At 46.8% G+C, this 23501-nt stretch carries 23 protein-coding genes and 1 pseudogene; 16 read left to right on the plus strand and 8 right to left on the minus strand.

Annotated features, from left to right (window positions below; translation table 11 throughout):
- The first annotated feature begins 4 nt into the window (after positions 1-4).
- The 6 genes from H6G89_RS31185 to H6G89_RS31210 are packed head-to-tail and all read left to right on the plus strand — an operon-like array spanning position 5 to position 6756.
- Positions 5-547, plus strand: coding sequence for a DUF3122 domain-containing protein (locus tag H6G89_RS31185; protein ID WP_190513914.1), 543 nt, complete (start codon positions 5-7; stop codon positions 545-547).
- Positions 548-569: 22 nt separating this feature from the next.
- Entirely contained in the window at positions 570-965 is a 396-nt protein-coding gene (locus H6G89_RS31190) for an SCP-2 sterol transfer family protein (protein WP_190513915.1), read from the plus strand.
- A gap of 20 nt (positions 966-985) precedes the next feature.
- On the plus strand, positions 986-1321 hold the full coding sequence (locus tag H6G89_RS31195) for a rhodanese-like domain-containing protein (RefSeq protein ID WP_190513916.1): 336 nt from the start codon (positions 986-988) through the stop codon (positions 1319-1321).
- 12 nt (positions 1322-1333) lie between these two features.
- Positions 1334-2653 carry an efflux RND transporter periplasmic adaptor subunit gene (locus H6G89_RS31200; RefSeq protein ID WP_190513917.1) on the plus strand — a complete coding sequence of 440 codons (1320 nt, stop codon included), beginning with the start codon at positions 1334-1336 and terminating at the stop codon, positions 2651-2653.
- A 23-nt stretch (positions 2654-2676) separates the two neighbouring features.
- A complete protein-coding gene (locus H6G89_RS31205; RefSeq protein ID WP_190513918.1) occupies positions 2677-6021 on the plus strand; it encodes an efflux RND transporter permease subunit in 3345 nt (1114 codons plus the stop codon).
- Positions 6022-6078: 57 nt separating this feature from the next.
- Positions 6079-6756 carry a DsbA family oxidoreductase gene (locus H6G89_RS31210; RefSeq protein ID WP_190513919.1) on the plus strand — a complete coding sequence of 226 codons (678 nt, stop codon included), beginning with the start codon at positions 6079-6081 and terminating at the stop codon, positions 6754-6756.
- Between the two features lie 23 nt (positions 6757-6779).
- Here the strand turns inward: H6G89_RS31210 and H6G89_RS31215 are convergent, their stop codons facing one another.
- Complete coding sequence (locus H6G89_RS31215; protein ID WP_190513920.1) at positions 6780-7379, minus strand: cation transporter; 600 nt, start codon at positions 7377-7379, stop codon at positions 6780-6782.
- Between the two features lie 102 nt (positions 7380-7481).
- Between H6G89_RS31215 and H6G89_RS31220 the strand changes: the two genes are divergently transcribed.
- The 3 genes from H6G89_RS31220 to H6G89_RS31230 all read left to right on the plus strand — a co-directional run bounded on the left by H6G89_RS31220 (position 7482) and on the right by H6G89_RS31230 (position 9111).
- On the plus strand, positions 7482-7853 hold the full coding sequence (locus H6G89_RS31220; RefSeq protein WP_190513921.1) for a hypothetical protein: 372 nt from the start codon (positions 7482-7484) through the stop codon (positions 7851-7853).
- A 105-nt stretch (positions 7854-7958) separates the two neighbouring features.
- Positions 7959-8546, plus strand: coding sequence for an SAM-dependent methyltransferase (locus tag H6G89_RS31225; protein ID WP_190513922.1), 588 nt, complete (start codon positions 7959-7961; stop codon positions 8544-8546).
- Between the two features lie 10 nt (positions 8547-8556).
- The gene (locus tag H6G89_RS31230; RefSeq protein ID WP_190513923.1) at positions 8557-9111 is read left to right on the plus strand and encodes an NUDIX domain-containing protein; all 555 of its coding nucleotides are present in this window, start codon (positions 8557-8559) and stop codon (positions 9109-9111) included.
- A gap of 209 nt (positions 9112-9320) precedes the next feature.
- On the opposite strand, the gene psbA is transcribed toward H6G89_RS31230, so the two are convergent.
- The 3 genes from psbA to H6G89_RS31245 all read right to left on the minus strand — a co-directional run bounded on the left by psbA (position 9321) and on the right by H6G89_RS31245 (position 11933).
- Entirely contained in the window at positions 9321-10403 is a 1083-nt protein-coding gene (gene psbA / locus H6G89_RS31235; protein WP_190513924.1) for a photosystem II q(b) protein, read from the minus strand.
- Between the two features lie 289 nt (positions 10404-10692).
- Complete coding sequence (locus tag H6G89_RS31240) at positions 10693-11685, minus strand: permease (protein WP_190513925.1); 993 nt, start codon at positions 11683-11685, stop codon at positions 10693-10695.
- A 5-nt stretch (positions 11686-11690) separates the two neighbouring features.
- A complete protein-coding gene (locus tag H6G89_RS31245; protein ID WP_190513926.1) occupies positions 11691-11933 on the minus strand; it encodes a thioredoxin family protein in 243 nt (80 codons plus the stop codon).
- 244 nt (positions 11934-12177) lie between these two features.
- Here H6G89_RS31245 and H6G89_RS31250 point away from each other — a divergent pair, with 244 nt between their 5' ends.
- The 3 genes from H6G89_RS31250 to H6G89_RS31260 all read left to right on the plus strand — a co-directional run bounded on the left by H6G89_RS31250 (position 12178) and on the right by H6G89_RS31260 (position 13708).
- Positions 12178-12570, plus strand: a complete 393-nt coding sequence (locus H6G89_RS31250; RefSeq protein WP_190513927.1) for an ArsR/SmtB family transcription factor — start codon at positions 12178-12180, stop codon at positions 12568-12570.
- 230 nt (positions 12571-12800) lie between these two features.
- Positions 12801-13127: an aldo/keto reductase gene (locus H6G89_RS31255; RefSeq protein ID WP_199337036.1), complete on the plus strand. Its 327-nt coding sequence runs from the start codon at positions 12801-12803 to the stop codon at positions 13125-13127.
- A gap of 173 nt (positions 13128-13300) precedes the next feature.
- Positions 13301-13708, plus strand: a complete 408-nt coding sequence (locus H6G89_RS31260) for a hypothetical protein (protein ID WP_190513928.1) — start codon at positions 13301-13303, stop codon at positions 13706-13708.
- 431 nt (positions 13709-14139) lie between these two features.
- Here the strand turns inward: H6G89_RS31260 and H6G89_RS31265 are convergent.
- Positions 14140-14548 (minus strand): annotated as a pseudogene (locus H6G89_RS31265) (IS1 family transposase).
- Between the two features lie 297 nt (positions 14549-14845).
- Here H6G89_RS31265 and H6G89_RS31270 point away from each other — a divergent pair.
- On the plus strand, positions 14846-16051 hold the full coding sequence (locus H6G89_RS31270) for a choice-of-anchor tandem repeat NxxGxxAF-containing protein (RefSeq protein WP_190513929.1): 1206 nt from the start codon (positions 14846-14848) through the stop codon (positions 16049-16051).
- Between the two features lie 475 nt (positions 16052-16526).
- On the opposite strand, the gene H6G89_RS31275 is transcribed toward H6G89_RS31270, so the two are convergent.
- The 3 genes from H6G89_RS31275 to H6G89_RS31285 all read right to left on the minus strand — a co-directional run bounded on the left by H6G89_RS31275 (position 16527) and on the right by H6G89_RS31285 (position 19515).
- Entirely contained in the window at positions 16527-17243 is a 717-nt protein-coding gene (locus tag H6G89_RS31275) for a bacteriorhodopsin (protein ID WP_190513930.1), read from the minus strand.
- Positions 17244-17384: 141 nt separating this feature from the next.
- Positions 17385-17903 carry an HPP family protein gene (locus H6G89_RS31280; RefSeq protein ID WP_190513931.1) on the minus strand — a complete coding sequence of 173 codons (519 nt, stop codon included), beginning with the start codon at positions 17901-17903 and terminating at the stop codon, positions 17385-17387.
- A gap of 19 nt (positions 17904-17922) precedes the next feature.
- Positions 17923-19515, minus strand: coding sequence for a cation:proton antiporter (locus H6G89_RS31285; RefSeq protein ID WP_199337037.1), 1593 nt, complete (start codon positions 19513-19515; stop codon positions 17923-17925).
- Positions 19516-19622: 107 nt separating this feature from the next.
- Here H6G89_RS31285 and H6G89_RS31290 point away from each other — a divergent pair, with 107 nt between their 5' ends.
- The 3 genes from H6G89_RS31290 to H6G89_RS31300 all read left to right on the plus strand — a co-directional run bounded on the left by H6G89_RS31290 (position 19623) and on the right by H6G89_RS31300 (position 23293).
- Positions 19623-20666, plus strand: a complete 1044-nt coding sequence (locus H6G89_RS31290; RefSeq protein ID WP_190513932.1) for a DUF389 domain-containing protein — start codon at positions 19623-19625, stop codon at positions 20664-20666.
- Between the two features lie 508 nt (positions 20667-21174).
- Positions 21175-22461 carry a DUF389 domain-containing protein gene (locus tag H6G89_RS31295; RefSeq protein WP_190513933.1) on the plus strand — a complete coding sequence of 429 codons (1287 nt, stop codon included), beginning with the start codon at positions 21175-21177 and terminating at the stop codon, positions 22459-22461.
- A gap of 10 nt (positions 22462-22471) precedes the next feature.
- Complete coding sequence (locus H6G89_RS31300; RefSeq protein ID WP_190513934.1) at positions 22472-23293, plus strand: potassium channel family protein; 822 nt, start codon at positions 22472-22474, stop codon at positions 23291-23293.
- The last annotated feature ends 208 nt before the right edge of the window (positions 23294-23501 follow it).

Raw genomic sequence — 23501 nt, forward strand, 5'->3', positions numbered from 1 at the left:
ACTTATGAGATGTCGAATTCGACAAGTTTTTTCGTGGTTATTGTTGTTGGGAGCGATCGTATTAGGGATTTTGCTGACACTAGGAGTTTTTAATCCTTCTAATGCAATGGCAACGATTCGACAATTGGAAGAAGCACCAGGACAGGTTGTTTATCAATCTCGTCAAACGCTCAAGGATCAGCATGGCAATGCGTGGCAGACAATTGCATTTAAACGAATGCGCTCGGATGGAACTACAAGTTTTGAGTTGCGGTTAGTCGGCTTTCCAGGCGTGGTGGAAATCGATCGCTCCCAACCCCTAACCTTAACGAACTCATTAAGTGAAACACTAACTGCAACGGATACTTCTAGTCGCATCTTCACTGAAGCAACTAAACCTGAACCCAATGTGGGGCAATACGATCTTCAACCTTTATTGCCACAGCTACAGGTGGGAATTCCACTGAAGTTGACATTACCAGTCATCAATAGCGAAGCGATAAATCTGTCCATTTCACCGTCGTTGGTTGAAGAATGGCAAACCGTTGCAAACGAGAATCACACCTGATTTACACACTTGGAGAATTTCAATGGCAGATTTATTTTCACCGGACTGGATGCAAACATTTGGTGAGCAATGGAATGCAGAACCAGAGCTTGCTGATGCTCTTGCCAAAATTCATTTCAATTCAGTCATTGGTTATGGTTTTGAGAACGAACCCAATCCAACAGGAGTTTTGACTGTACAAGATGGAAGGGTCATTGCTGCGGGAGCCTACGACGGACAGTCGTTGAATTGGGATTTACGTGCCGATCGCGACCATTGGCAACAGTGGAGAACCAAAGGGCTGAACATGATGGGATTGGGCATGGCATACATGAGTCGCAAGTTGCAATTCCGTGTGGGAGATTACGCCTCCATGATTAAAGATCCACGCATGGCAGGTCCCTTCATCAAATCATTTGCTGTTATGAGTCGAGTTTGAATAAGGCTAACAATCGCAACATGAAATCCACTAAGAAACAAACTGGAAATCCGATTTTACTCACTCCTGCTCAACTTAAATCGAGACAAAATCAACTTTTAGTCGTTGATGTCAGAGGTTGGTTTGAATACTGGATGGGACACATTCCGGGAGCACAGCGGATGAATCAAAATCGCATTCTGAAAGATATTCCAAAAAACAAGCTAATTGTTGTCACTTGCCTGTCAGGTCATCGCAGTGCGATCGCTGCACACTGGTTAGTTACCCAAGGCTATCAACACGTCTATAACCTGCAAGGGGGATTAATGGCATGGCAAGGAGCAGGTTACTCTGTGCGGCGCGGCAATCAACCTTGAAGGAGAAACGCCATGACTTACAGCATCTCAGATGAATCGCTGGATGAATCGCACGATGAAACAATGGATGGAGCAGTTGAGCAAAAACAACCTTCTGCGCCGAGGCTGTCTCAGAAAAGGTGGGGACTGTTACTAGGCGGTACATTATTGCTGGCGGGAGGTGCTTGGAGTGTTTTGCAATTTAGCCATTCAACCCACGCACCAGAAACCACCTTAGCTCCTGCTATCACCGTTGAAACATTAACCATTCGTGCTCGACCAATCGCCAATACCCTGCAACTTTCCGGCACCATTCGTCCAGTTGAGCAGGCAACCTTGTCAACACGAGTCATGGGACGAATTACCCAATTATCTCTAGAGGCAGGCGATCGCTTTCAGAAGGGGGACGTTCTCGCCCGTATTGACGTAATGGATATGGCTGCTCAAACCAGTCAGGCGGAAGCAGGTGTAGCCCAGGCACAGGCAGAAGTTGCTCGTTCTCAAGCAACGCTCAATCAGCTAGAATCACAGCGGTTGGAAGCACAAGCCGCCCTGCGATTGGCACAAATTAATCAATCTCGCATGGCGCAACTGCAAGCAGAAGGAGCCGTTTCCCAATCGCGGTTGGATGAAGCAAACACGGCTCTGGATGAAGCAAGGGCACGAGTTGCCCAGAGTGAAGCCGGAATTCGACAGGCACAGGCAGCGATCGCCCAATCCCGTGCAGCAGTTAACCGAGCAGAATCCGGTGTGACTTCAGCATCCGCCAGTGAAAGCTATGGAACTGTGATTGCGCCCTTTGATGGTGTGGTTGTCCAAAAACTCGCCTATGAGGGCGAGATGACATCTCCTGGAACAGCCCTTTTGAGAGTTGAGAATCCTGATCGGCTTCAGCTAGAGATTTCTGTACCAGAGGAAAACCTGCGCTTTGTACAGGTTGGGCAATCCGTTCAGGTCAGAATTGATGCTGTGAATCAAACCCTCAATGCCAGGATTGAACAAATTGTTCCAACCGCCGATCCCAACTCTCGCAGTTTTCTGGTGAAAATTCCGTTGAACAATTCTGACAGACTAATTTCTGGGATGTTTGGACGCATTGCCTTACCGCTTGGTGAGCAACAGGAGACGATTCTTATTCCCACAAGTGCCCTCATTCAACGGGGTCAATTACAAGGGGTATATGTGGTGAATACAAATGATACCCAAGCCACTGCTGTTCTGCGTTGGGTGAAAAGTGGACAACAACGAGACGGAGAGATTGAGATTGTATCTGGGTTGATGGAGGGCGATCGCATCATTACCAACCACATCAATCAACTCAGCGATGGACAACCTGTTAGCCCGCAATCTTAGATGAACGGGAGAATGAGATAGATATGAATAATGGCTCACAACAGATTGACCAAAATCTGACGAAAGTACACAGGTTGGGTTTTGTCGGCAATCTTGCAAAACAATTTATCGACTCTAAACTCACTCCCCTGATCATTCTGGTGGCACTACTATTAGGGATTGGCGCAACCTTAATTTTGCCACGCGAAGAAGAACCACAAATTACAGTGCCAATGGCAGATGTATTCGTGCAAATGCCAGGAGCCTCTGCAAAAGATGTAGAACAGCGAGTCACTGCGCCAATGGAGAAGTTGATTAAGGAACTCCCTGGGGTGGAATACGTTTACTCGACTTCGCGCTCCGGTTCATCCCTGGTCATTGTCCGATTTCTGGTAGGACAAAACACCGAAGATTCGATTGTCCAACTTTACAATAAACTCTACGCAAACTTTGACAAGATTCCACCAGGAGCATCACAACCTCTCATCAAATCGCGTTCTATTGATGATGTTCCAATTCTGACGCTGACATTGTGGGGAGAACAAAGTACGGGAGCAGAGTTACGGCAAATTGCAGCGCAATTAGATGAACAGATTAAACAAGTTCCTGACGTTTCAGAGACAACCATTATCGGTGGACAAAAACGACAACTGCGCGTCGATCTTGATCCAGTCCGATTGAATGCCTTTGGATTAACACCGCTAGAAATATCACAGGCATTACAATCTCAAAATGCTGAGCTTGCCAGCGGTACCTTAAACCAAAATAACCAATCCTTCTTAGTCAGAACTCGAAGTTTTATTCGATCGGCGGAAGATGCGAAAGGATTAGTCGTTGCAGTTGCGAATGGGCAGCCAGTCTACCTACGGGATGTCGCAACCGTCACAGATGGCTCAGAAGAACCTGCGAGTTATGTGTTTTTTGGGCAGGGAAAACAAACCGAAACTCATCAGAGGCAACCAGAACAGTCTACTGGAGAAACCGAAGCAGTAACCATTGCGATCGCCAAACAATCTGGTGCAAATGCGATTCAAGTCTCTCATCGAGTTCTTCACAAGCTGGATCAAATTAAGCGAAACTACATTCCCAGTAATGTTCATTTAACGGTCACTCGTGACTACGGAGAGACTGCCGCAGAGCGGTCAAACGAACTGTTATTCCATATGCTAATTGCAGTCGGTTCGGTGACACTTTTGATGTGGTTTGTCATGGGCAAAAAAGAGGCAATCGTGGTGGCAGTATCGATTCCCGTTACCTTGTCACTGACCCTTGCCAGTTTTGTCTTTTATGACTTCACGTTGAATCGAGTCACCTTCTTTGCGCTGATCTTCTCCATTGGGATTCTGGTGGATGATGCGATCGTCGTTGTCGAAAATGTGGGTCGCCATCTGCAATTACCCGAAAATAAAACGCGCTTGCAACTGTCTCCCAATCGTCGGCGCACGTTGCAACAAATTGTGCTAGAAGCGGTGGATGAAGTCGGCAATCCTACCATTCTGGCAACCTTAGCAGTGATTGCAGCCATTCTACCGATGGCGTTTGTCGGTGGTTTGATGGGACCCTACATGCTCCCCATTCCACTGGGTGCCTCTGCTGCCATGATTTTCTCAGCACTGGTAGCATTCATTGTCGTTCCCTGGACAACGATGCGGATCTTTAGTGGGTCGAGTCACTCCCATGCCCACGATCATGGAGAAGACGCTCTAACTCGCCTATATCGTCGGTTTATGTACCCATTGGTGCATTACCCACATCGAGGAACTACATTCCTGGTTGCAACAGTACTGGCTTTGGTATTCATGGTGGGCGGACTGGCAGGCTTTAAGCTGGTGATTCTCAAGATGCTGCCCTTTGACAATAAGAGCGAATTACAGGTTGTGGTGAATATGCCAGAAGGCACAACGCTGGAACAAACGGCTAGAGTAACGCGAGAAATGGGAGCATATTTGGCAACAGTTCCCGAAGTGGTCAACTATCAAAGTTATGTTGGGACTGCATCCCCCTATAACTTCAATGGTTTAGTACGACATTACTTTTTGCGATCGGGTGCGAATGTTGCTGATATCCAGGTGAACTTTTTGCCGAAGGGAGAACGCAAACGCCAGAGCCACGAGATTGCTAAAGCGATTCGTCCGCAGCTGAAAGAAATTGGCGATCGCTACGCTGCCCGGATTCAAGTGGCTGAAATTCCCCCTGGTCCTCCAGTACTGCAAACGCTGGTAACTGAAATCTACGGACCCGATTATCAAGGACAGATTGACCTCGCCACCCAAATTCGGCAATTATATCAATCCACCGATGGGGTTGTAGATGTGGACTGGTATGTGGAAGCACCGCAGATTGACTATCGATTGGTGATCGATCGCGAAAAGGCAGCACTAAATGGCATCAGTCCGGCTCAAATTTCTGAAGTGTTACAAATGGCATTGTCCGGTCAAAACGTTGGGCTACTGCATGACGAAAATGCCCGTGAGGATGTCGCCATCCATTTACGCTTTAGCCAATCTCATCGCACTGGTTTAGAGGATCTCAAATCTCTCAATCTCAAGGGTACAAATGGCAGTCTAGTTCCTCTGAGTACTCTAGTGAAAACAGAAACAACTACGGCGGATACCAGCATTTATCACAAAAATCTACAGCCTGTTGTTTACGTCCTGGGGGATGTGTCAGGCAGAGTTGAGAGTGCCGTCTATGCCATGCTCAATTTACAACCTCAGATCGATAAACTGGTTCCGCAAGCTGGCACCAAAATCCAGACCTACTTGACCCAACAACCACCAACTAATGAAACCTATGCCATGAAGTGGGATGGCGAATGGCAAGTGACCTATGAAGTCTTCCGCGATCTGGGGATTGCCTTTGCGGTGGTGCTGGTGCTGATTTATGCGCTGGTGGTGGGCTGGTTCCAGTCGTTTACAACTCCACTCGTGATCATGGCAGCGATTCCATTCTCACTGATCGGCATTATGCCTGCTCACTGGCTGATGGGGTCGTTCTTCACCGCAACCTCAATGATTGGGTTTATTGCCGGAGCCGGAATTGTCGTGCGAAATTCGATTATTCTGGTGGATTTCATTGAGTTGCGTCTGAAAGAAGGGATGCCGTTAGAAGAAGCCGTCATTGATGCGGGAGCGGTACGGTTTCGTCCAATGTTATTAACGGCTGCGGCTGTGGTTGTAGGCTCGGCAATTATTCTAACTGACCCCATCTTTAAGGGGTTAGCGATCTCGCTGATGGCAGGGGAAGTTGCCTCGTTATTGCTGTCGCGATCGGCAGTTCCAATTCTGTATTACAAACTCTGGCGTAATCGAAAAGGAAATGAAAAAAACTTGGAAATTGAAGTGAGTCAATCTATCACCAACATGACACGTGATGGAATGACAGGATAATAGGACAACTCAATCACACCACTTTCCCCTCTCTCATTTTCTTATTCTCAAAGTATTATGGAACCTATTCGCATCTCCTATTTCTCCGATGTGCTCTGTGTTTGGGCTTACATTGCTCAGATTCGCCTGGATGAGTTGAACACAAACTTTCAAGACAAGATTGCGATCGATTATCACTTTGTCTCGGTCTTTGGGAATGCTCGTGAAAAGTTAGAGAACCGCTGGCGCGATCAAGGTGGCTTCAAGGGCTATAGTGACCATGTTCACGACGTTGTGCAGAAGTTCAATCACATCACCGTCCATCCTGATATCTGGACTGATATGATTCCTCCCTCTTCCATGTCCTGCCATCTATTTCTCCATGCCATCCAGTTGCTAGAAATTAAGGGCATTGTTCCGAAATCAGAAAAGATGTTTGAAAAGGCAACCTGGACATGTCGTGAGCGATTTTTCAAAGACCTGGCTGATATTAGCGATCGCACTGTCCAATTTGAAATTGCGGAAGCTTTAGGACTACCGATCGCGGCGATTCAAGCGCAGATCGATAGCGGTGAAGCCTACGCTCAACTGTCCAAAGATTTTGATCTAGTAAAGGAACATACAGTATCCGTCAGTCCAACTCTAATTTTTAATGAAGGGCGACAAAGACTCAATGGGAATGTCGGCTATCGAGTGATTGAAGCCAATATTCGAGAATTGCTAAATAACCCATCCGATGAGCAATCCTGGTGTTAGCATTCTACTTGCTCCTGGCTCAGTTAGACGTGTTGTTCTGCTTTAGCATCTCGAATAATATCGATGCCACCTCGTAATACTAATCCAGTAATCAGCAGACCCATGATCAGGTCGGGCAAACGGGAGTGAAATAGGAGTACCAGCACTCCAGCCACAATAACTCCCAGATTAGCGATGACATCATTTCTGGAGAAGATCCAGCTTGCCCGCATATGAACGTCGCCTTGACGATGTTTGGAGATCAAGAATAAACAACACACATTTGCCAAAAACGCGATCGCCCCAATTCCCATCATCCAGAAAGGCTCTGGATCGCTCCCCCAAACAAATCGTCGCACGACATCCACCAGAACCAGCACTGCCAGCGTGATCTGAAATACACCGCTCATCAGGGCTGCCCGAATCTTACTGCCTTTCGTGCCGCCGACCGCCGCTAGCGAAATACCATAAACAGTCGCGTCTGCCAGCATATCCAGGGAGTCTGCCAGCAGTGCGGTTGAGTGAGCCAGTAGCCCAGTGATCATCTCAAGCACGAACATCATGGCGTTGACTGCCAGCAGCAAGCGCAGCGTTTTACGCTCGGCAGCATTCCTGGCTTTCATTTCACACCCGCAGTCCGCCATGATAATCCCTCTGCTGATCATTATTCTTCATCCTACCCTCTCACCCTCTCACGTCTCCTGTCATACTGTTAATACCTCTTAACTCAACGTTCAATCTTAAAGATGCTGAACTTGTTAAAGAAACTCCGAGGTGGCGCAATGGTCGGAATTGGCTATATGCTGTCTCCTCTCTCCTGGTGGAACGATTTATTCTTCAACCTGCCGATCGCCCTGGCGTTTGGCTATGCAGCAAGTTGGGTCAATTCAAACTGGTTCTTGTCTGGAACGATTGTTGGTTATTGGCTCTCAAACGTTCTTGGGATTCTGATGATGCAGTTTGGGGCAATGGATATGCTCGTCAATGATGAGAAGCGCAACCTCAAGCGTGATTTGCTCATTGGAATAGGCGGTTCAACGCTTTATACCTTGGTCGTTGCAGCCCTTGCCTATTTTCATGTGTTGGAAGTGCCAGATTTCCTGGCGGCTAAGCCTTGACTTGACATCCGCAAGATTTCACGAGTACTGAAACCGATTTGGCTTAGTGCTTTTCTCATTATTCCAATATCTTAAATTACACGATCAATCGGTGTGTATAGCATTATGTGGGACGAACGATACAGCCAAGCTGAATATGTATACGGTAAGAACCCCAATGATTTTCTGGTGAGCGTTATTCAGCAGATTCCTAAAGGGCGGGTTCTTTGTCTGGCAGACGGAGAAGGCAGAAATGGGGTATATCTGGCACAGCAAGGATGCCAGGTGACGGCAGTTGATGGTTCTTCTGTCGGATTGGAGAAAGCTCAAAAATTGGCAGCAGAGCGTTCTGTAGAGATAGAAACGATTGTCGCAGATCTGGCTGAATTTTCCATTCAACCGAATTCCTGGGATGCGATCGTCTCGATCTTCTGTCATCTCCCCCCAACGGTTCGCGCTCATGTTCATCGGCAGGTGGTTTCTGGATTGCGATCGGGCGGAGTATTTGTGTTGGAGGCATACACACCCCGTCAACTCCAATTCAAAACGGGAGGACCACCCACTGCTGAGTTGACGATGGAATTAACCGCCCTCCAGCAAGAATTAGATGGATTGGAGTTTAAGCACGCTGTTGAATTGGAGCGAGAAATCCAGGAAGGTCTATTTCATCAAGGACACAGTTCGGTTGTGCAAGTTGTTGCTGTTAAACCCTAACTAACTTGAGATGCAACCCAATGTAGAACAAGCCTGGCAGGTGCGCGATCGCTTTCTAGAACTACATTCGCGCTGGATGACGCTAGTCGGAGAGCATTTACAAGACCAACAGGGAGAAGTTCTGGAATACTGGCGAATTGAAAAGGCAGATTCGGCTATTGTTTTGCCGATTCAAAATGATCAATTTCTGCTCCCACCTCCAAGCTATCGTCCCGGTGTCGGACAGGTGACATTAGATTTTCCCGGTGGTCGAGTACCAGAAACACAAACGCCTGAACAGGCAGCGATCGCAATACTAAAACGAGAGTTAGGAATTGAAGCAACCTCAGTTACTCAGTTGCTTCCGCTGAATAATGAAGGTTGGGCAGTCAATAGTTCCTTCTCTAATCAAAATCTTTATGGTTTTGTGGCTCACCTGGACAACGTTGAGAATACAAAGCAATATTCTGAACAAGGTGTTATCACCTATCCTGTTACTTCATCAGGCGTTCAAGATTTACTACAAAGGCTCACCTGTTTACAGTGTCGTGCTGTATTGCTGGAATGGTGGCTAACTTGTAGATAACTTCGTTTAGGGTGATACCAATTTGAATTGGCTTCGCTGCACATGATTCCGTAAGGGCGTTTCGCGAAACGCCCCTACCCAGTGATCTGCCACAATCAAACATTAAATCGGTATGAGTTCAAAATGAAGCCGATAAATAAAAACGCCTGTTACCAGGCGCAATTGATCGAGCACTCATTAAAGATGTGAAAGCAGAAAAGCGACTGTAACTAGCCAGTGATTCTTGGTGCTACCAAAGCAATTGGCTGCGCTTCACCAGAAGCTAAGTCTAGCGGGAAGTTGTGAGCATTCCGCTCATGCATGACTTCAATCCCTAAATTGGCACGGTTCAGGAAATCTGCCCAGGTAGGAATTGCCTTACCCTGACTATCCAGAATAGATTCATTAAAGTTGAATCCATTGAGGTTAAATGACATCGTGCTGATACCCAGCGATGCAAACCAAATACCAATCACAGGCCATGCTGCTAAAAAGAAATGGAGCGATCGCGAGTTATTGAAAGAAGCATATTGGAAGATCAACCGACCAAAGTAACCGTGAGCCGCCACGATGTTGTAAGTCTCTTCCTCTTGACCGAACTTGTAACCGTAGTTTTGAGACTCACCCTCAGTTGTTTCGCGGACAAGCGAGGATGTCACCAGAGAGCCGTGCATGGCAGAAAACAAAGCACCACCAAATACACCGATTACCCCCAGCATGTGAAACGGATGCATCAGCACGTTATGTTCAGCTGTGAACACGATCATGAAGTTGAATGTGCCGGAAACGCCCAGCATCAAACCATCCGAGAAACTACCCTGTCCGATTGGATAGATTAATAGAACAGCCGTTGCCGCAGAAGCCGGAGCCGAAAACGCCACTGGAATCCAGGGACGCATTCCCAACCGATAGCTCAATTCCCATTGACGACCCATGTAAGCGTAGACCGCAATCAGGAAGTGAAGAATGATCATCTGGTAAGGTCCACCGTTGTAAAGCCACTCATCCATGCTGGCAGCTTCCCAGATGGGGTAAAAATGCAATCCAATTGCATTGGAAGTTGGAACAACGGTTGCTGTCATCAAATTGTTGCCATAGAGCAAAGAACCGCTAACAGGTTCACGGATACCGTCAATATCGACGGGAGGTGCAGCGATAAACGCGATGATAAAGACGATCGCAGCGACCAGGGCAGTTGGGATCAGCAATACTCCAAACCAACCGATATAGAGTCGATTCTCAGTGCTGGTGATCCAGTTACAGAATCGCTCCCAAATATTACCGCCAGAGCGGCGTTCTAGAATTGAAGTCATGATTGCGATGAAATAATGTCAGAGATAAGACGCAAGATTTCTTGCAAAATCATTTATAACTCTATAGCTATATAGTTGTCAATGAATATGCAGTGGATCTATTGAATTAAATTTCGTGCAACCTGAAAGGACGTGCAAAACGACATTGAGCGATCAGATAGTGCCCTGGAGGGAAGGATGGTGAGTGAGTGTGCGAAATGCCCACGCTCACACTCTCACTCTCTTAATCCCCGTTCGTTCTTAAATAGGACTACCAGCGATCGCTCAACTTATTGAGGAAGGTGTTAAATCAGTGAAGCAAGGCATTGAAGAGATAGCCAATGCTAATAATGCCGAGAGTCACTAACGTAATAAATACACTCAATAGTTGAGGACGGAGCACCTTTCGCAAAATCACCATTTCTGGCAATGAAAGTGCTGTTACTGCCATTGTGAATGCCAACACCGTTCCGAGTGGCATTCCTTTGTTCACCAACGCTTCGGTAATTGGCAAGACTCCAGCAACGTTGGCATAGAGTGGAATACCGATCGCGACTGCTAACGGCACTACAAACGGATTTTCTGCCCCTGCCAATTGAGTGATTAATGCTGTGGGAACATATCCATGAATGACAGCACCGATCGCAATACCAAGCACGACATAGAGCCAAACAGATTTAAAGATTTCAGTGGATTGGAATTGTCCCTGTTGTAATCGTTGTTTCCAGGTGAGCGTCGTTTGTAGATCATCACCATCATTCACTGGATATTGATGAAGCTTCTGCAATTCCCACACAAATGGCTCTACCCATTTCTCTAATTGCAGTAATCCCAGAATGTAGCCACTGGCGATCGCCAGTCCGACTCCAAACCCGATATAAAGCAGCGTCACCTTGAGTCCAAACAATCCCAAGAGCAACACTACGGCTACTTCGTTCACCATTGGTGCCGCAATCAAATAGGAAAATGTGACTCCTAACGGCACACCTGCTTCTAAAAAGCCGATAAACAACGGTACGGCAGAACAAGAACAAAAGGGTGTCACCACACCCACCAGTGCTGCTAATGTATTTCCCAAAACCGTTCGTTTTCCGTTTAACCAATGTCGAACATGCTCTGGTTGTAAAAAGCTTTGCACCGTACCGACGATAAAACTAATCGACAGCAGTAAGGTTAAAACTTTAGGTACGTCATAGAGGAAGAAATGGAGGCTAGCTCCTAATCGAGATTCTAATGAAAGGTGCAATCCTTGAGTGACAATTTGAGTTGCTAGCCAGTCAAAAGGGTAGAAGAGATCAAGCATGGTTTCTACTCTCTCAACAAAGGCTGAATCTGCTCAGGTGATAGGACTTGCCCTTTACTCACCACCTTGTTATTCACGACCAGCGCAGGTGTAGACATCACCCCCCGTTTGGCAATTTCAACCACATCCGTGATATGAGATATTTCAGCCTCAATGCCCAGTGTCGCGATCGCCGTTTTTGCGTTTGCCTCTAACTGCTGGCACTTCTTACAACCAGAACCCAACACTTCAATTTTGAATGTTGTCATTGTCTATTCCCTATCAATCTGTAGCGATTTGAATTCTCGAGTTCTTCTGAAACACGGTACACTACCGCTCTGAGGATTGTTCTAAACCTTTCTGACACTGGTTGAGTAGTGGAGTGAGTTGTGTTTCAGAGCTTGTAATTTATGAATCGTCTCTTCAACTTGCGCTTATTAACTATACTACCATATAGCAATACAGTCGGCAGGTTAAAATACATAGTAAGATAGTAAAAATTATTCTTCTCCTATGACATTGCCACCTTCTGCCCTGGCTCAAGTTGCTGATTATTTCAAAGTGCTATCTGAACTCAGTCGTTTGCAGGTGTTGTGTTCCCTCAAATCAGGCTCGAAGAATGTAACGGAGATTATGGAGGAGACGGGATTAGGACAAGCGAATGTCTCGAAGCATTTGAAGATTCTGGCTCAAGCAGGAATTGTCTCTCGCACACCTCAAGGAGTGAGTGTCTATTACGAGATTGCTGAACCGTTCATTTTTGATTTGTGTGAATTAGTGGGCGATCGCCTTTCAATTCGGTTGGAGGAGCAATCTCAACAACTAAAGCAACTGGAAGGACTGCGAAAGCCTGCAACTGTCGAGACACGGAGAAAAAATTCTAGAGTAAAAACCAACGTGGGATAGGGCTTGTCTTCAATTATTAGCCCGTGATAAAAACATCCGTGTCGCTGACCCGTTTTATAGACCACTCAACCATACTCGCAAGGAATGTGAAGGCGATCGCTACGAGAGGTAAAATCATAGAACCTCCTCAAGTACAAATACCCAGTGTTGGTCTATCTCTGCCACACTAACAGCGTGATTCAACTTCTACAACATTCTTTAATAAATAAAGCCAAACTGGTCTATTCGAGGTGGTTCAGGGACAACCGCTCCCTGATTTTGCCAGGGAAATTGGCTGTGAGAACTGGGCACAGTTTTTTCTCAAATATGTGATCTCCCATCCAGCTGTTACAGCTGCCATTCCTGCCACCACAAATCCCGATCATGTGGCTGAGAATCTGGGAGCATTGAGAGGTTCCCTTCCTGACAATCAGATGCGAACTCGCATGGTGCAGCATATGAAAAGCCTTTCGGGGTTCGATCGCATTGCTCAAATGCCCTGGTATCCAGGAAAACAGTTTGCTGGACTGGTTCGCCTACCCGGCTTGGCTGCGACTCAAAATGCCGAGCTGAGTTAAAGAGTGTTCAGTTTATTACAGAACCATTCACCTATGATCCTCCTGGGTATCGAGTTGTGTTCTTCCGAGATCTTGAAGGCAATATTCTAGAACTCTATCAAGAGAATCTCTGAGGCAACATCATACTCGACCAATTCATTGAGGTCTGTCGTATTTCAGCACAGAGAACTCTAATGGCTAAACTCAGCCGAAGGATAGCGATCGCACTCCTCGTTGTGATTGGTATGCTAACTGCCTCTCCAAGCATCACGGCATTCCATTCGAGCGGCATCACGGCTTTGTACGGGGTTGTGCTTGAAAATAATGCTGCTTTGTTACTGGTTAGACATCGCCAAATCATCTTAGGATTGCTCGGTGCTACTTTAATTTGCGGAGCATTTTTTGACTCTCTCCGAATGATGGCAATTACTGTCAACGTATTGAGTAAATCTGTGTTTCTTGCACTTTCTCTCACAACATCTACTCTAACACCAGGTCTTCAGCAGATCGTTTACTTCGATGTCGTTTCGATCGTGCTCTTGCTCATATCTGCTTTTATCTTTTTGCAGCTTATTTTCCAAAGTCGCCGCAAATCAACTTGATCAAGTTCAAACAGTTTTTATTTGTCAGCGGTATAATATGAGCCTCAACCTCTCTGTCGAAACTAAACGTTAACGGTATAATCATGGGCGCAGATTTCAGTAACCACCAATGTTTTGTAGGGGAAGCCCAACCGACAGAGGTGCGCTCCGCCATCATTCGTCAAATCCAGATTGCGATGAGCGAGATGGGCTACCAATAGATCTCTTCTGACAATCAAGCGGAGCGTAGCTTTGTTATTGGGCCATCCGAACGATGGATTTGGATTGGTGATTCTGCGGGTAGTACGGAGACTGCCGATTCTGAGGCTTTTCATCGGCTATCGCTCAGGCTTTCCGAGATTGCCCCCGTAGTGGATGTGCTGATGAGCGACAGTGCAGCCATTCACCTCTACTTGTATATTGGCGGTGGGCGTTGCTGAAACTGTAATGAGCTAAGCTGGCAGAGGCACTGTTCGATACTTCAGGTAGTGAAGCAGCAAATGCAGCGAGCACTTCAATATCTCGATTGATTTGGAGTAGCACAAGGTTTTACGGTGCAGTCGCGCCAGGTAATGCCGTAAGCGAGTCTTCTCCCTTTCCACCCGAGTCATATAGGTCTTGCTCACAATCTGATCCCCCTCATCGATTGGTGTGATGAATCTCGGTGACTCGTTCGATGCCACGCAATCCCATCCCATTGAGATAGATTTTGATACACAGTTGCTTGACATCATCAGAGTAAGCCCAAGGACGGTAGGATTCGAGGAATTGCCGACCGCAATGCTTGCATTTGTAGCATTGTCTGCCTCGTCGATGTCCGTTTTTAACGGTTTGAGTAGAGTTACGCTGAGGACGTTTCATATCCCCATTATGCCAAACCCACCATTACTCTTTCAGCAACGCCGCATTCGTTTCAATGTGCGTTGAAATAACTGAGATATGGTTAGCAAATGCCATGCTTCTACACCTGTCAGGTGACAAATTGAACGTTTCAAACACCCTACAGGCAATTTGAAGTTGCATAAAATATAGATGAACTCTGAATAAAACTTAAGTGAAGTTTACCTATAAATCATTAACTCTAGATGTTTACTAAGTAAGATCCGTGGTGTGTGTTTCCCAAGTATGTACAACTTGTCCATATACAGCACACCCACTATGGCAACTACAAAACACTTACCTTCAATCACCTTAGCTAGCTTGGGTCTTGTCTTATCTTTGGGAAGTAGTGCTCAGGCATTTACTTTCGTTGAGATTGCAAATACAAACACATCTGGCTTCACGAGTATCGACAGCATTGTTTATTCAATTAATGATTCAGGCTCAGTTGCGTTCTCTGCAAATGTTGGTGGTCAAAGTGGTATCTTTTTGGGTAATGGTGGAGCGATTGATACACTTGTAGATCCGAGTGAAGGGTTTGTTAACTTCTCTTTCATTGATATTAATAGTATCGATACTGCTGTTTTTATCACAGGTGGAAACGATGCAATTTTTAGAACTGAGGGCGGTGTAATCTCCTCTGTGATAGATATTCCTAGCTCTCTGGGACTGCTTGGCTTTGATGCCGGAGGGTTTCCGCCCTTTTCTGAACTGTTCATTAATGAATCTGGTACCATTGCCTTCAAAGTCAATGGGGCTGGAGGCGAAGGAGGGATCTTTACCGCTAATGGAGGCGTTTTTACCCCGATCGCTGAGTTGCCTGACTTTGACACCTTCCGATTTTCACTTAATAACAATGGGGAGGTAGGTTTCTTTGCCATTTCGCCTCTGGCTCCGGATGGCGATGCTCTATTCATCGGTGATGGTACCGGAATGCCTACACTTTTGGCTGACCCATTAGGATTTGGAACCGTTGAAGGACCATCTCTCAATGACGCTGGCACAGTAGTCTTTGATGCTTTGTTCGTCGATGAAATGGGAAATGCGCTCCAAGGCATCTTTAAGCAAAGCGGAGGAGATCCGCAGCTACTAGTTGATACCAGTACCGATTTCTCCAGTTTTGATAGGCAAGCAATTAATAACTCAGAAACTATCGTATTCGATGCATCCCTAGATGCAGGGTTCACAGCAATATTTGCTGGACCCGATCCAGTTGCTGATAGGGTGATTGGCGTGGGCGATATACTCTTTGGTTCAACCATCGTGAGTCTTAGCTTTACCCATCAAACAGGACTAAACAATCAGGGTCAGTTTGCCTTTACTGCAACGTTTGATGATGGATCAGTTGGTATTTTTCGAGCAGACCCAGACGATTCAGACCCACAACCTGTGCCTGAGCCAATGTCACTATTAGGTTTATTTTTGCTTGGTGCTACTGGTGTAGTTTCTCGGCTAAGGGACTCCATCAGAAGAAGGCGTTGCTGAATCAAGAGATGGTGGCGGAGAAGTAACCATCTATCTCTAACCTGAGTTAGTGAAGAGCCTTGCTGACAACATTCACGTGAAAACTGCTACAGCTGTTTCAGCACTGCGATCGCCCACAAAGTAACCAGCCCTTTGAAACACTCATCTCCTTGCTTCGCCGCCATCTTTTCACCTGTCTGTATCCTTCTTTCCCTATCTAGCAGTTGGGAATTCTGTGTATTCGGCGACAAGAACCTTGGCTGGATCGGAAGCAACAACTTGACCGATTATCAGATCGCAATTTGACATTAGATCGCAAGGACAATCTGCATTGAAGGTGGGGTCTGGTCAAACCGTAAAAAAGCACTAGTACAATAGCAAGAAAGTTCTACAACATGGCTAGCAGATATGAGATGAGTTGAGGTCTGCTGAGATGCTCAGTTATGCACACCATTCATATAAGATGTCTGGACAATTTTCTTCATTTTCAGAACCATTAGATTCTGGGGGTTGTAGCCATAGCCCGCGTCCTAACACTATTCAAACGCCGTAGACCATTTAAATCCAGATAGCTGAAACCAACCTTAGAGAAAAAGGGCAACACACAAAATAGTAGTGTTTCAATTGTCTGATTGACTAAACCTAAACCAGAAGGACCAATCAACCAAGTAATCGGATAGCTAATCCACAATACCGTGAAGTAGATTAGCAGTTTGTCATAATGTCTAGATAGCTCTACACTTTGCCCACGAGCTTTAGCTCGCAGAGGCACCCAAACTCCCCAGAGGACGACCAAGAACGCTACAACACCACAGATGTACCAGAGAAATCGTGTTCCATCCGTTGTGGATAAGTCAGCCACCAATCCACTCGCAATGACGACAACCTGGGTCGCCATCAATGAAGCAATCAATGTCCAATCTTTGACCATGAAATACATGGCTGTGGAAGAGAGGGATAGCAACAGTAAGGGAGTAGTGACAATCCAGTCAATGTAACGAGCATAATGGGTAATTTGACCTGCCACTTCGACTTTGCCTTGATCGAGTGCCATTGCCGTATAGGCAAGACCTGACCAGATGGGAATAAAAGTAGCAATTAAATACTCATGTTTATGAATGCCACGCGGGTTAGTGCCCAGTAAGATGAAATAAAGTGCCCCGATCGCCATTGCAGCCACATAAACCCAATGAAACAAGGATTGTAAATTCATTATCTACCTCCATTTCCTTCAGTATCAAACACAACAACTTGGATAGAACAGTTTCGAGATGAGGCGATCGCACAGAAAACAAAAGCTTTAGTTTGATCCAGCATGGATTTGCCCGTCACCAATAACCGAGAATGATAGGTTTCAAGTTCTCCAACTTTGCGCTAATAGCCATAGAGCCAATCGTTCCAATATCACTAACATTGCAGTGATGCCCACAGCCAAACTAAACAGCACTAAATTACTTTCATTACCTGCACGTAAGGCAAAGCTGAGTGAGGTTGCAACAGCAGGGGGGTGAACGGCATCAAGCAGAATCATTAAGGCGATCGTGACCACCATTGCACAGCCAGCGGAGACATATCCAGGTCCGAGCAGTAAATAAGCCAAAAAGCCAAGCGTGGCTGCCATGACCTGGGCAGTGATTAACGTACGAACCGAGTTTGTACCATGCTGCGGATCAAGGTAAATCAAAAATGCACTCGATGCAAGCGATGCAAAGAGTAATCGTTGCCGACTCAGAACTTCCACCAATGCTAAAACTGCCAGGATGATGGTGGTTGGTGCTAGTGCCAAAGCGAACTCACCCTTGAGCGTTAACCGCCGCCGGAGTGATCGATTGGCTCCCTCAATTGGTTTTAAGCTAGTCCGGTCTTGACTCATCCCGTCACTCCATTGTCCATCATTTGCCTACATCCTCCTGAAAAACAATCTGGAGTAGAGGAGCAAGTTCCCGATTCAGACGACCCGCTTGAACGAACTCTGCATAGGTATCTGCTTCGATTGCCAGCAATTCCTCACGCAGTTGCTCAGTTGTGAAGCCTTGTAAGTTGGGATATTCATCCTGGAGTTGATCAATCTCTTGCTGCAAACGGTCAAGCTCCCCCTTCACAAGGGTTTCCTGATAGCGATAAAACTCTGGCTCAATGCCTGGACGTTGCTCGGCTTGGGACAGGTGTTTCAATACTCGATTGAGAGCGACTTGATGAGCAACCCGTTCCATGTACTGCTCACGTATGGGTTGATCTCCCAAGAGATGAAGCCGTTTCAACAAGGGTTGAATGGTCAAGCCTTGTACGAGCAGCGTAAACAAAACTACACCGAACACGGTTGCAATAATGCTTTCTCGATCAGCAAGAAGGGTAGGAATGCTTAACGCCAGCGCGATCGAGACGGACCCCCGCAATCCACCCCACCAAAGGATAGTTTGTTCACGCAGTGGAATATCAGAATAAGTGAGCCGATTGCTAAGAAAGCCCAAACTGTAAATGGCTGCTGCCCGTGTTAGCAGCATTGCTCCTAAGGTCACTGCAATGATGCTCAAATTATTTCCCAAAACAAGGAAATGGACCTGATCTCCAATTAGCAGGAAGACAATGGAATTAACAAAGAAAGCGAGAAAATCCCAAAACTCAGTCACAATGATGCGAGTGCGAGGATTCATGCCAATGCGAGAGCCAAAGTTGCCCAAAATCAGCCCAACGGTGACAACTCCGATCACGCCTGATCCGCCCAAGTCTTCCGTAATTAAGTACGTTCCGTAGGCGGACATGAGAGTCAGTGATTGTTCTACTAGAGGCAAATCAAACCGCTGAGTCAGGTAAGAAATACCAAACCCAATCAAGCTACCAACTCCGAACCCAATTCCTACAACGGCGAAGAACTGAACGAGAATCGACTGCACTTGAAATTGAGCCGTCTCTAAGGCAAACGACGAGAGAAAGCTGAAGGCAACGATCGCCATTCCATCATTAAACAGACTCTCTCCTTCCATGAGAGTAGAAAGACGTTTGTCCACTCCCAGTTCTCGAAATAGTGCCACAACGGATACTGGATCAGTCGCAGAGAGACTCGCTCCAATTAATAGAGCCGTAGGTAGGGAAAGCCCAGCAAGCTGGTTCAGTCCCAACGCGATACCTGCAATGGAAATCAGTACCCCGACAACGGCAAACAGACAAATGGGCACGAGATCTTGTTTTAAGCGTGACCATTGCAGATTCCAGGCTGCCTCAAAGACCAGGGGTGGCAGGAAAATGGAGAGAATTAACTCTGGTGAAAGATGAACCAGGCGCACGTCGAGAAAGGCTAAGCCCAAACCCACAATGACCAGCAGCAAGGTGTAAGGAATTTTACGGAACCAAGTCACGATTTTGGGCAGCGTTGCGACACTGAGGGAAACAGAAAGCACCAAAAGAAATTGCTTCAAGTTGGTCTCAATGGTGACTTCTCTCATTGCAGACTCGACCTGACTAATCAGCACTTGTGCGATCGCCATGACAAAATTTGAATAGCTATTTGGCTCATCATAGTCAGCCCCTCTCTAGATGACACCTGCCAAAAGAGAAGACTTCAATTGAGGGATATTTGGGTAAAAGTAGGGTTGTGTTTGGATTAAATGGCATTCGACATCGCTTCCGCCGCCTGAGTAACCGCCAAGTCGAGGCAAGTCAGCTTCAGCAGTTACAGACAGAACTGTTGGAAGAGTCAGGTTTGAGTGTAAGCTATGTGGTTTTGATTGTTGGTTCCTGTGCGATCGCCACCTTGGGGTTGCTTGCCAACAGTACGGCTGTGATCATTGGTGCGATGATTATTGCTCCACTGATGCTGCCAATTCGAGGATTGGCGTTTGGGGCACTGGAGGGAAATGTTCTTTTGTTTCGTAAAGGATTGTTCTCGGTTGTTGTGGGAACGCTACTGGCGATCGCATTAGCCTGGAGCTTAGGGCTGCTGGTCGGACTTCCCGACTTTGGCAGTGAGGTATTGTCTCGCTCTGAACCAACCTTGCTAGATTTAGGCATTGCAGTTGCCGCAGGCGGCATCAGTGGTTATGCCAAAGTACAGCCTAAGATTTCGGGGAGTTTAGCAGGAACGGCGATCGCCGTTGCCCTGATGCCTCCCATTTGTGTGATTGGATTAGGTCTATCCCAAGCAGACTGGTCACTCAGCATAGGAGCAAGTCTACTTTACCTGACGAACCTGTTAGGTATCACGCTGTCTTGTATGCTGACATTTCTCCTGACCGGCTGTACTCCATTGCGGCGGGCGAAGCAAGCCTTGGGTTGGGCGATCGCACTTACCTCCATGCTCCTCATTCCACTCAGTATTGGCTTTGCTGAACTAATCCGGCAGAGTCGATTAGAAAATAGCCTCCAAGCGGCATTGGTCAATCGAACGGTCACGTTCCAGCGCATTGAACTGTTAGAGATTAATACCAATTGGTTGACCCAACCTCCACACGTACGACTGAGTGTACGCGCCCAAGAAGTAATTACTCCAAAGCAAGTACAGCTATTAGAAGCATTTGTAGAACGGGAGATGGGACAACCCTTTACCCTCATTTTCACAGTTAGTCAGGTGGAAGAGGTGACACGGGACGGTACGAGCCGATCAACAGCTCAACCTAAACTCGGAACTAGTTTAGATTGATGCTCGTTATAGTGGCAGGGGGAAGTAATCTATTTTTTAATTTTGTTGATTCATCAGCTTTTCTACTGAGTTCGCTAATCGGTCTAAAGCATCAGTTTGTTTTTCCAGCTGATGGGTCTGCTTCTGGAGTTCCTCAATTTGCTGGGTTTGAGAAAGGGCACTACTTGTACTGGGTGTAATAAACTCACAGCCAGATAGCAAAGTACAAATTAAGAGTCCAATGATTAAGATGAAACGCATTGAATTCCTCGCTTTTCACCAGTAACAATTGAGGGCTAAATTTAAAGAGCTGAATTTGAGAAGCACACATTAACCGTCATTAACGAACGAACCCACTACTGTGCTTCTAAACGAGCCCCTCTAGAGTCACACAGGTTAGTCACAATATCATCTGTCAATAGATTTACCCTCAAATTCTAGTAACTTTCCATCGGATAAATGTTAAATCTATCTCTTGTTAGAGATGGAACTTACAGCGAATACGAGATGGTGAGTGAAGGGGGGTATTATGCGTCAACTCATCATTCAAGTGCCTCGTGGCTGTGGCAAAAAGGTTTTTGACTTAGCGACAACTCATCAGGGAGTCAATCTCTCCCAAACTGAGGCGATGTCAGGCGAAGATGCGATCGATCTGGTAACGGTTCACTTACCCAATCGAGCAGTTGAAGAGTTTTTAGAGCAAATCCAAGACTTACCTGACGTTCACACTACACTGCTACCATCCGGAGTGATTGCCCTACGACCGCCTGCTGATGAAGCCCCAGAACAGGTGAAACAGGTGCAGGTGCGTAGCCCGATCGAGGTTTTTCTTTCGGGTCTGCAAAGTGTTGGCTCTTGGACAGGGTTTCTGTCATACGCTGCGGTTGCAGGGGTCGTGGTCTGGATTGGGTTATATACCAACACCAGTTATTTACTGGTTGCTGCCATGTTGATCGCACCATTTGCCAGTCCAGCCATGAACACGGCGATCGCAACAGCACGGGGGGATTGGCATTTGCTCTGGCGCAGTATTCTCCGATATTTTGCCGCCCTGATGGTCACGATTTTGGTGGCTGGCGGGTTGAGTCTAATTTTACGGCAAGCGATCGCTACAACGTTAATTGTAGAACGCAGTCAGATTTCAACCGTTGCAGTGTTACTTCCCTTAGCAGCAGGTGCGGCGGGTGCAATTAACCTGGTTCAGTCTGAGCGCAGTAGTTTAGTGTCTGGAGCCGCGACAGGGATGCTCGTTGCTGCGTCTCTGGCTCCGCCTGCGGGCATTGTCGGTATGGCAACTGCGATTGGACGCTGGGATATGGTGATCAATGGGCTGTTCCTACTATTGCTGCAACTCTTCGGCATCAACGTTTCAGCCGCTTTGCTGTTTCGCTTGTATGGGTTATCGGTTCGAGAGAGCCGCTACAGTCGAGGTAAGAAGGGGGTGTTTCCCATTGCCGTGACCGTGACGGCGATCGCCCTTGCAGGATTGCTAACCTGGCAGTTTTCTAGCCCTCCCGAACTGGAACGCTCCAGTCGTGCCCAACGCGCCAATGCCGAAATCCAGGATGTAATCCAGCAAGAGAAACTGGCAGACCTGGTAGAGGCAAATATCCGCTTTACACGTCCCAGTATTCCAGGACAAAACACCTTGCTGTGTGTGGTGTATGTACAGCGAGCAGAGGGAGTTACCCTGCCCTCTGAGGAAATTCGTTCTCGCTTGACGGAAGCAATTCAAACTCGATTACGAGAGCGAGGATTTAACGTCACTCCTTTAGTCGATGTCAGTGTCCTTGAGCCACCCAATCGCAATCCGTAGAGTGAATTCTATGAGTCAGGTAAATCTTTCCCCCAAACGTGCCCTTGAACAGGAGCAGAGTGAAATTCTGCAACAGCTTGAGGATTGGCTCGAAATTCCGATGCTAATGCTCAGCTTTATCTGGTTGGCACTGTTTGTAGTGGAGCTAATTTGGGGGCTTTCACCGCTACTCGACGCGCTGGGGATCACGATCTGGATTCTATTTATCCTTGATTTTGGGCTGAAGTTTTTCCTGGCTCCTCGTAAACTGGCTTACCTACGACAGAACTGGCTAACGGTATTCTCATTGATGCTACCAGCCCTACGGGTTCTGCGAGTGGTGAGAGTAGCACGGGCACTGCAAACGGCTCGGGCTGTCCGGGGGCTGCGGCTATTGAGAGTCATGACTCGAACTAATCGCGGGATGCGGGCGTTAGCGGCAAGTGTCAATCGACGAGGGTTTAGCTATGTAGTAGGGCTAACGGCGATCGTTGCACTCATTGGAGCCGCTGGAATGTATGCCTTTGAAAGCGATGTTCCGGAGTCTGCTTTGACTGATTACGGCACAGCATTGTGGTGGACAGCAATGGTGATGACCACCATGGGATCAGACTACTTCCCAAAAACGCCAGAAGGGCGGGTACTGTGCTTTTTGCTAGCCCTCTATGCGTTTGCTGTATTTGGTTATGTCACAGCAACCCTTGCCACTTTCTTTGTCGGTCGAGATGCTGAGAACCCAGCAGCGGAGGTGGCAGGAGCAAAGGAAATTGCAGCGTTGAAAGCAGAAATTGCTGAATTGCGAGTAGAGCTTCAAGTGGTATTACAGCAGAGACAAGACAAAGGAAATCTGTAAAAAAATGTTTTTGTGGAGTACAGACTGCACCCATACTCCACAAAAACACGGCTCGTTCAGAATCATGTACGTATTACACATTTCGTTTAATCGTTTGTTCAACTCGCTCCCACAGCGAAACTAGATCCTCCACAAATATATGTTGGCTAGCCATTATATGACTAACTTTGACACAAATGGTTGGTTGATAAGTCCCATCAACAATTTG

The organism is Oscillatoria sp. FACHB-1407, from assembly GCF_014697545.1.
Lineage (GTDB): Bacteria > Cyanobacteriota > Cyanobacteriia > Elainellales > Elainellaceae > FACHB-1407.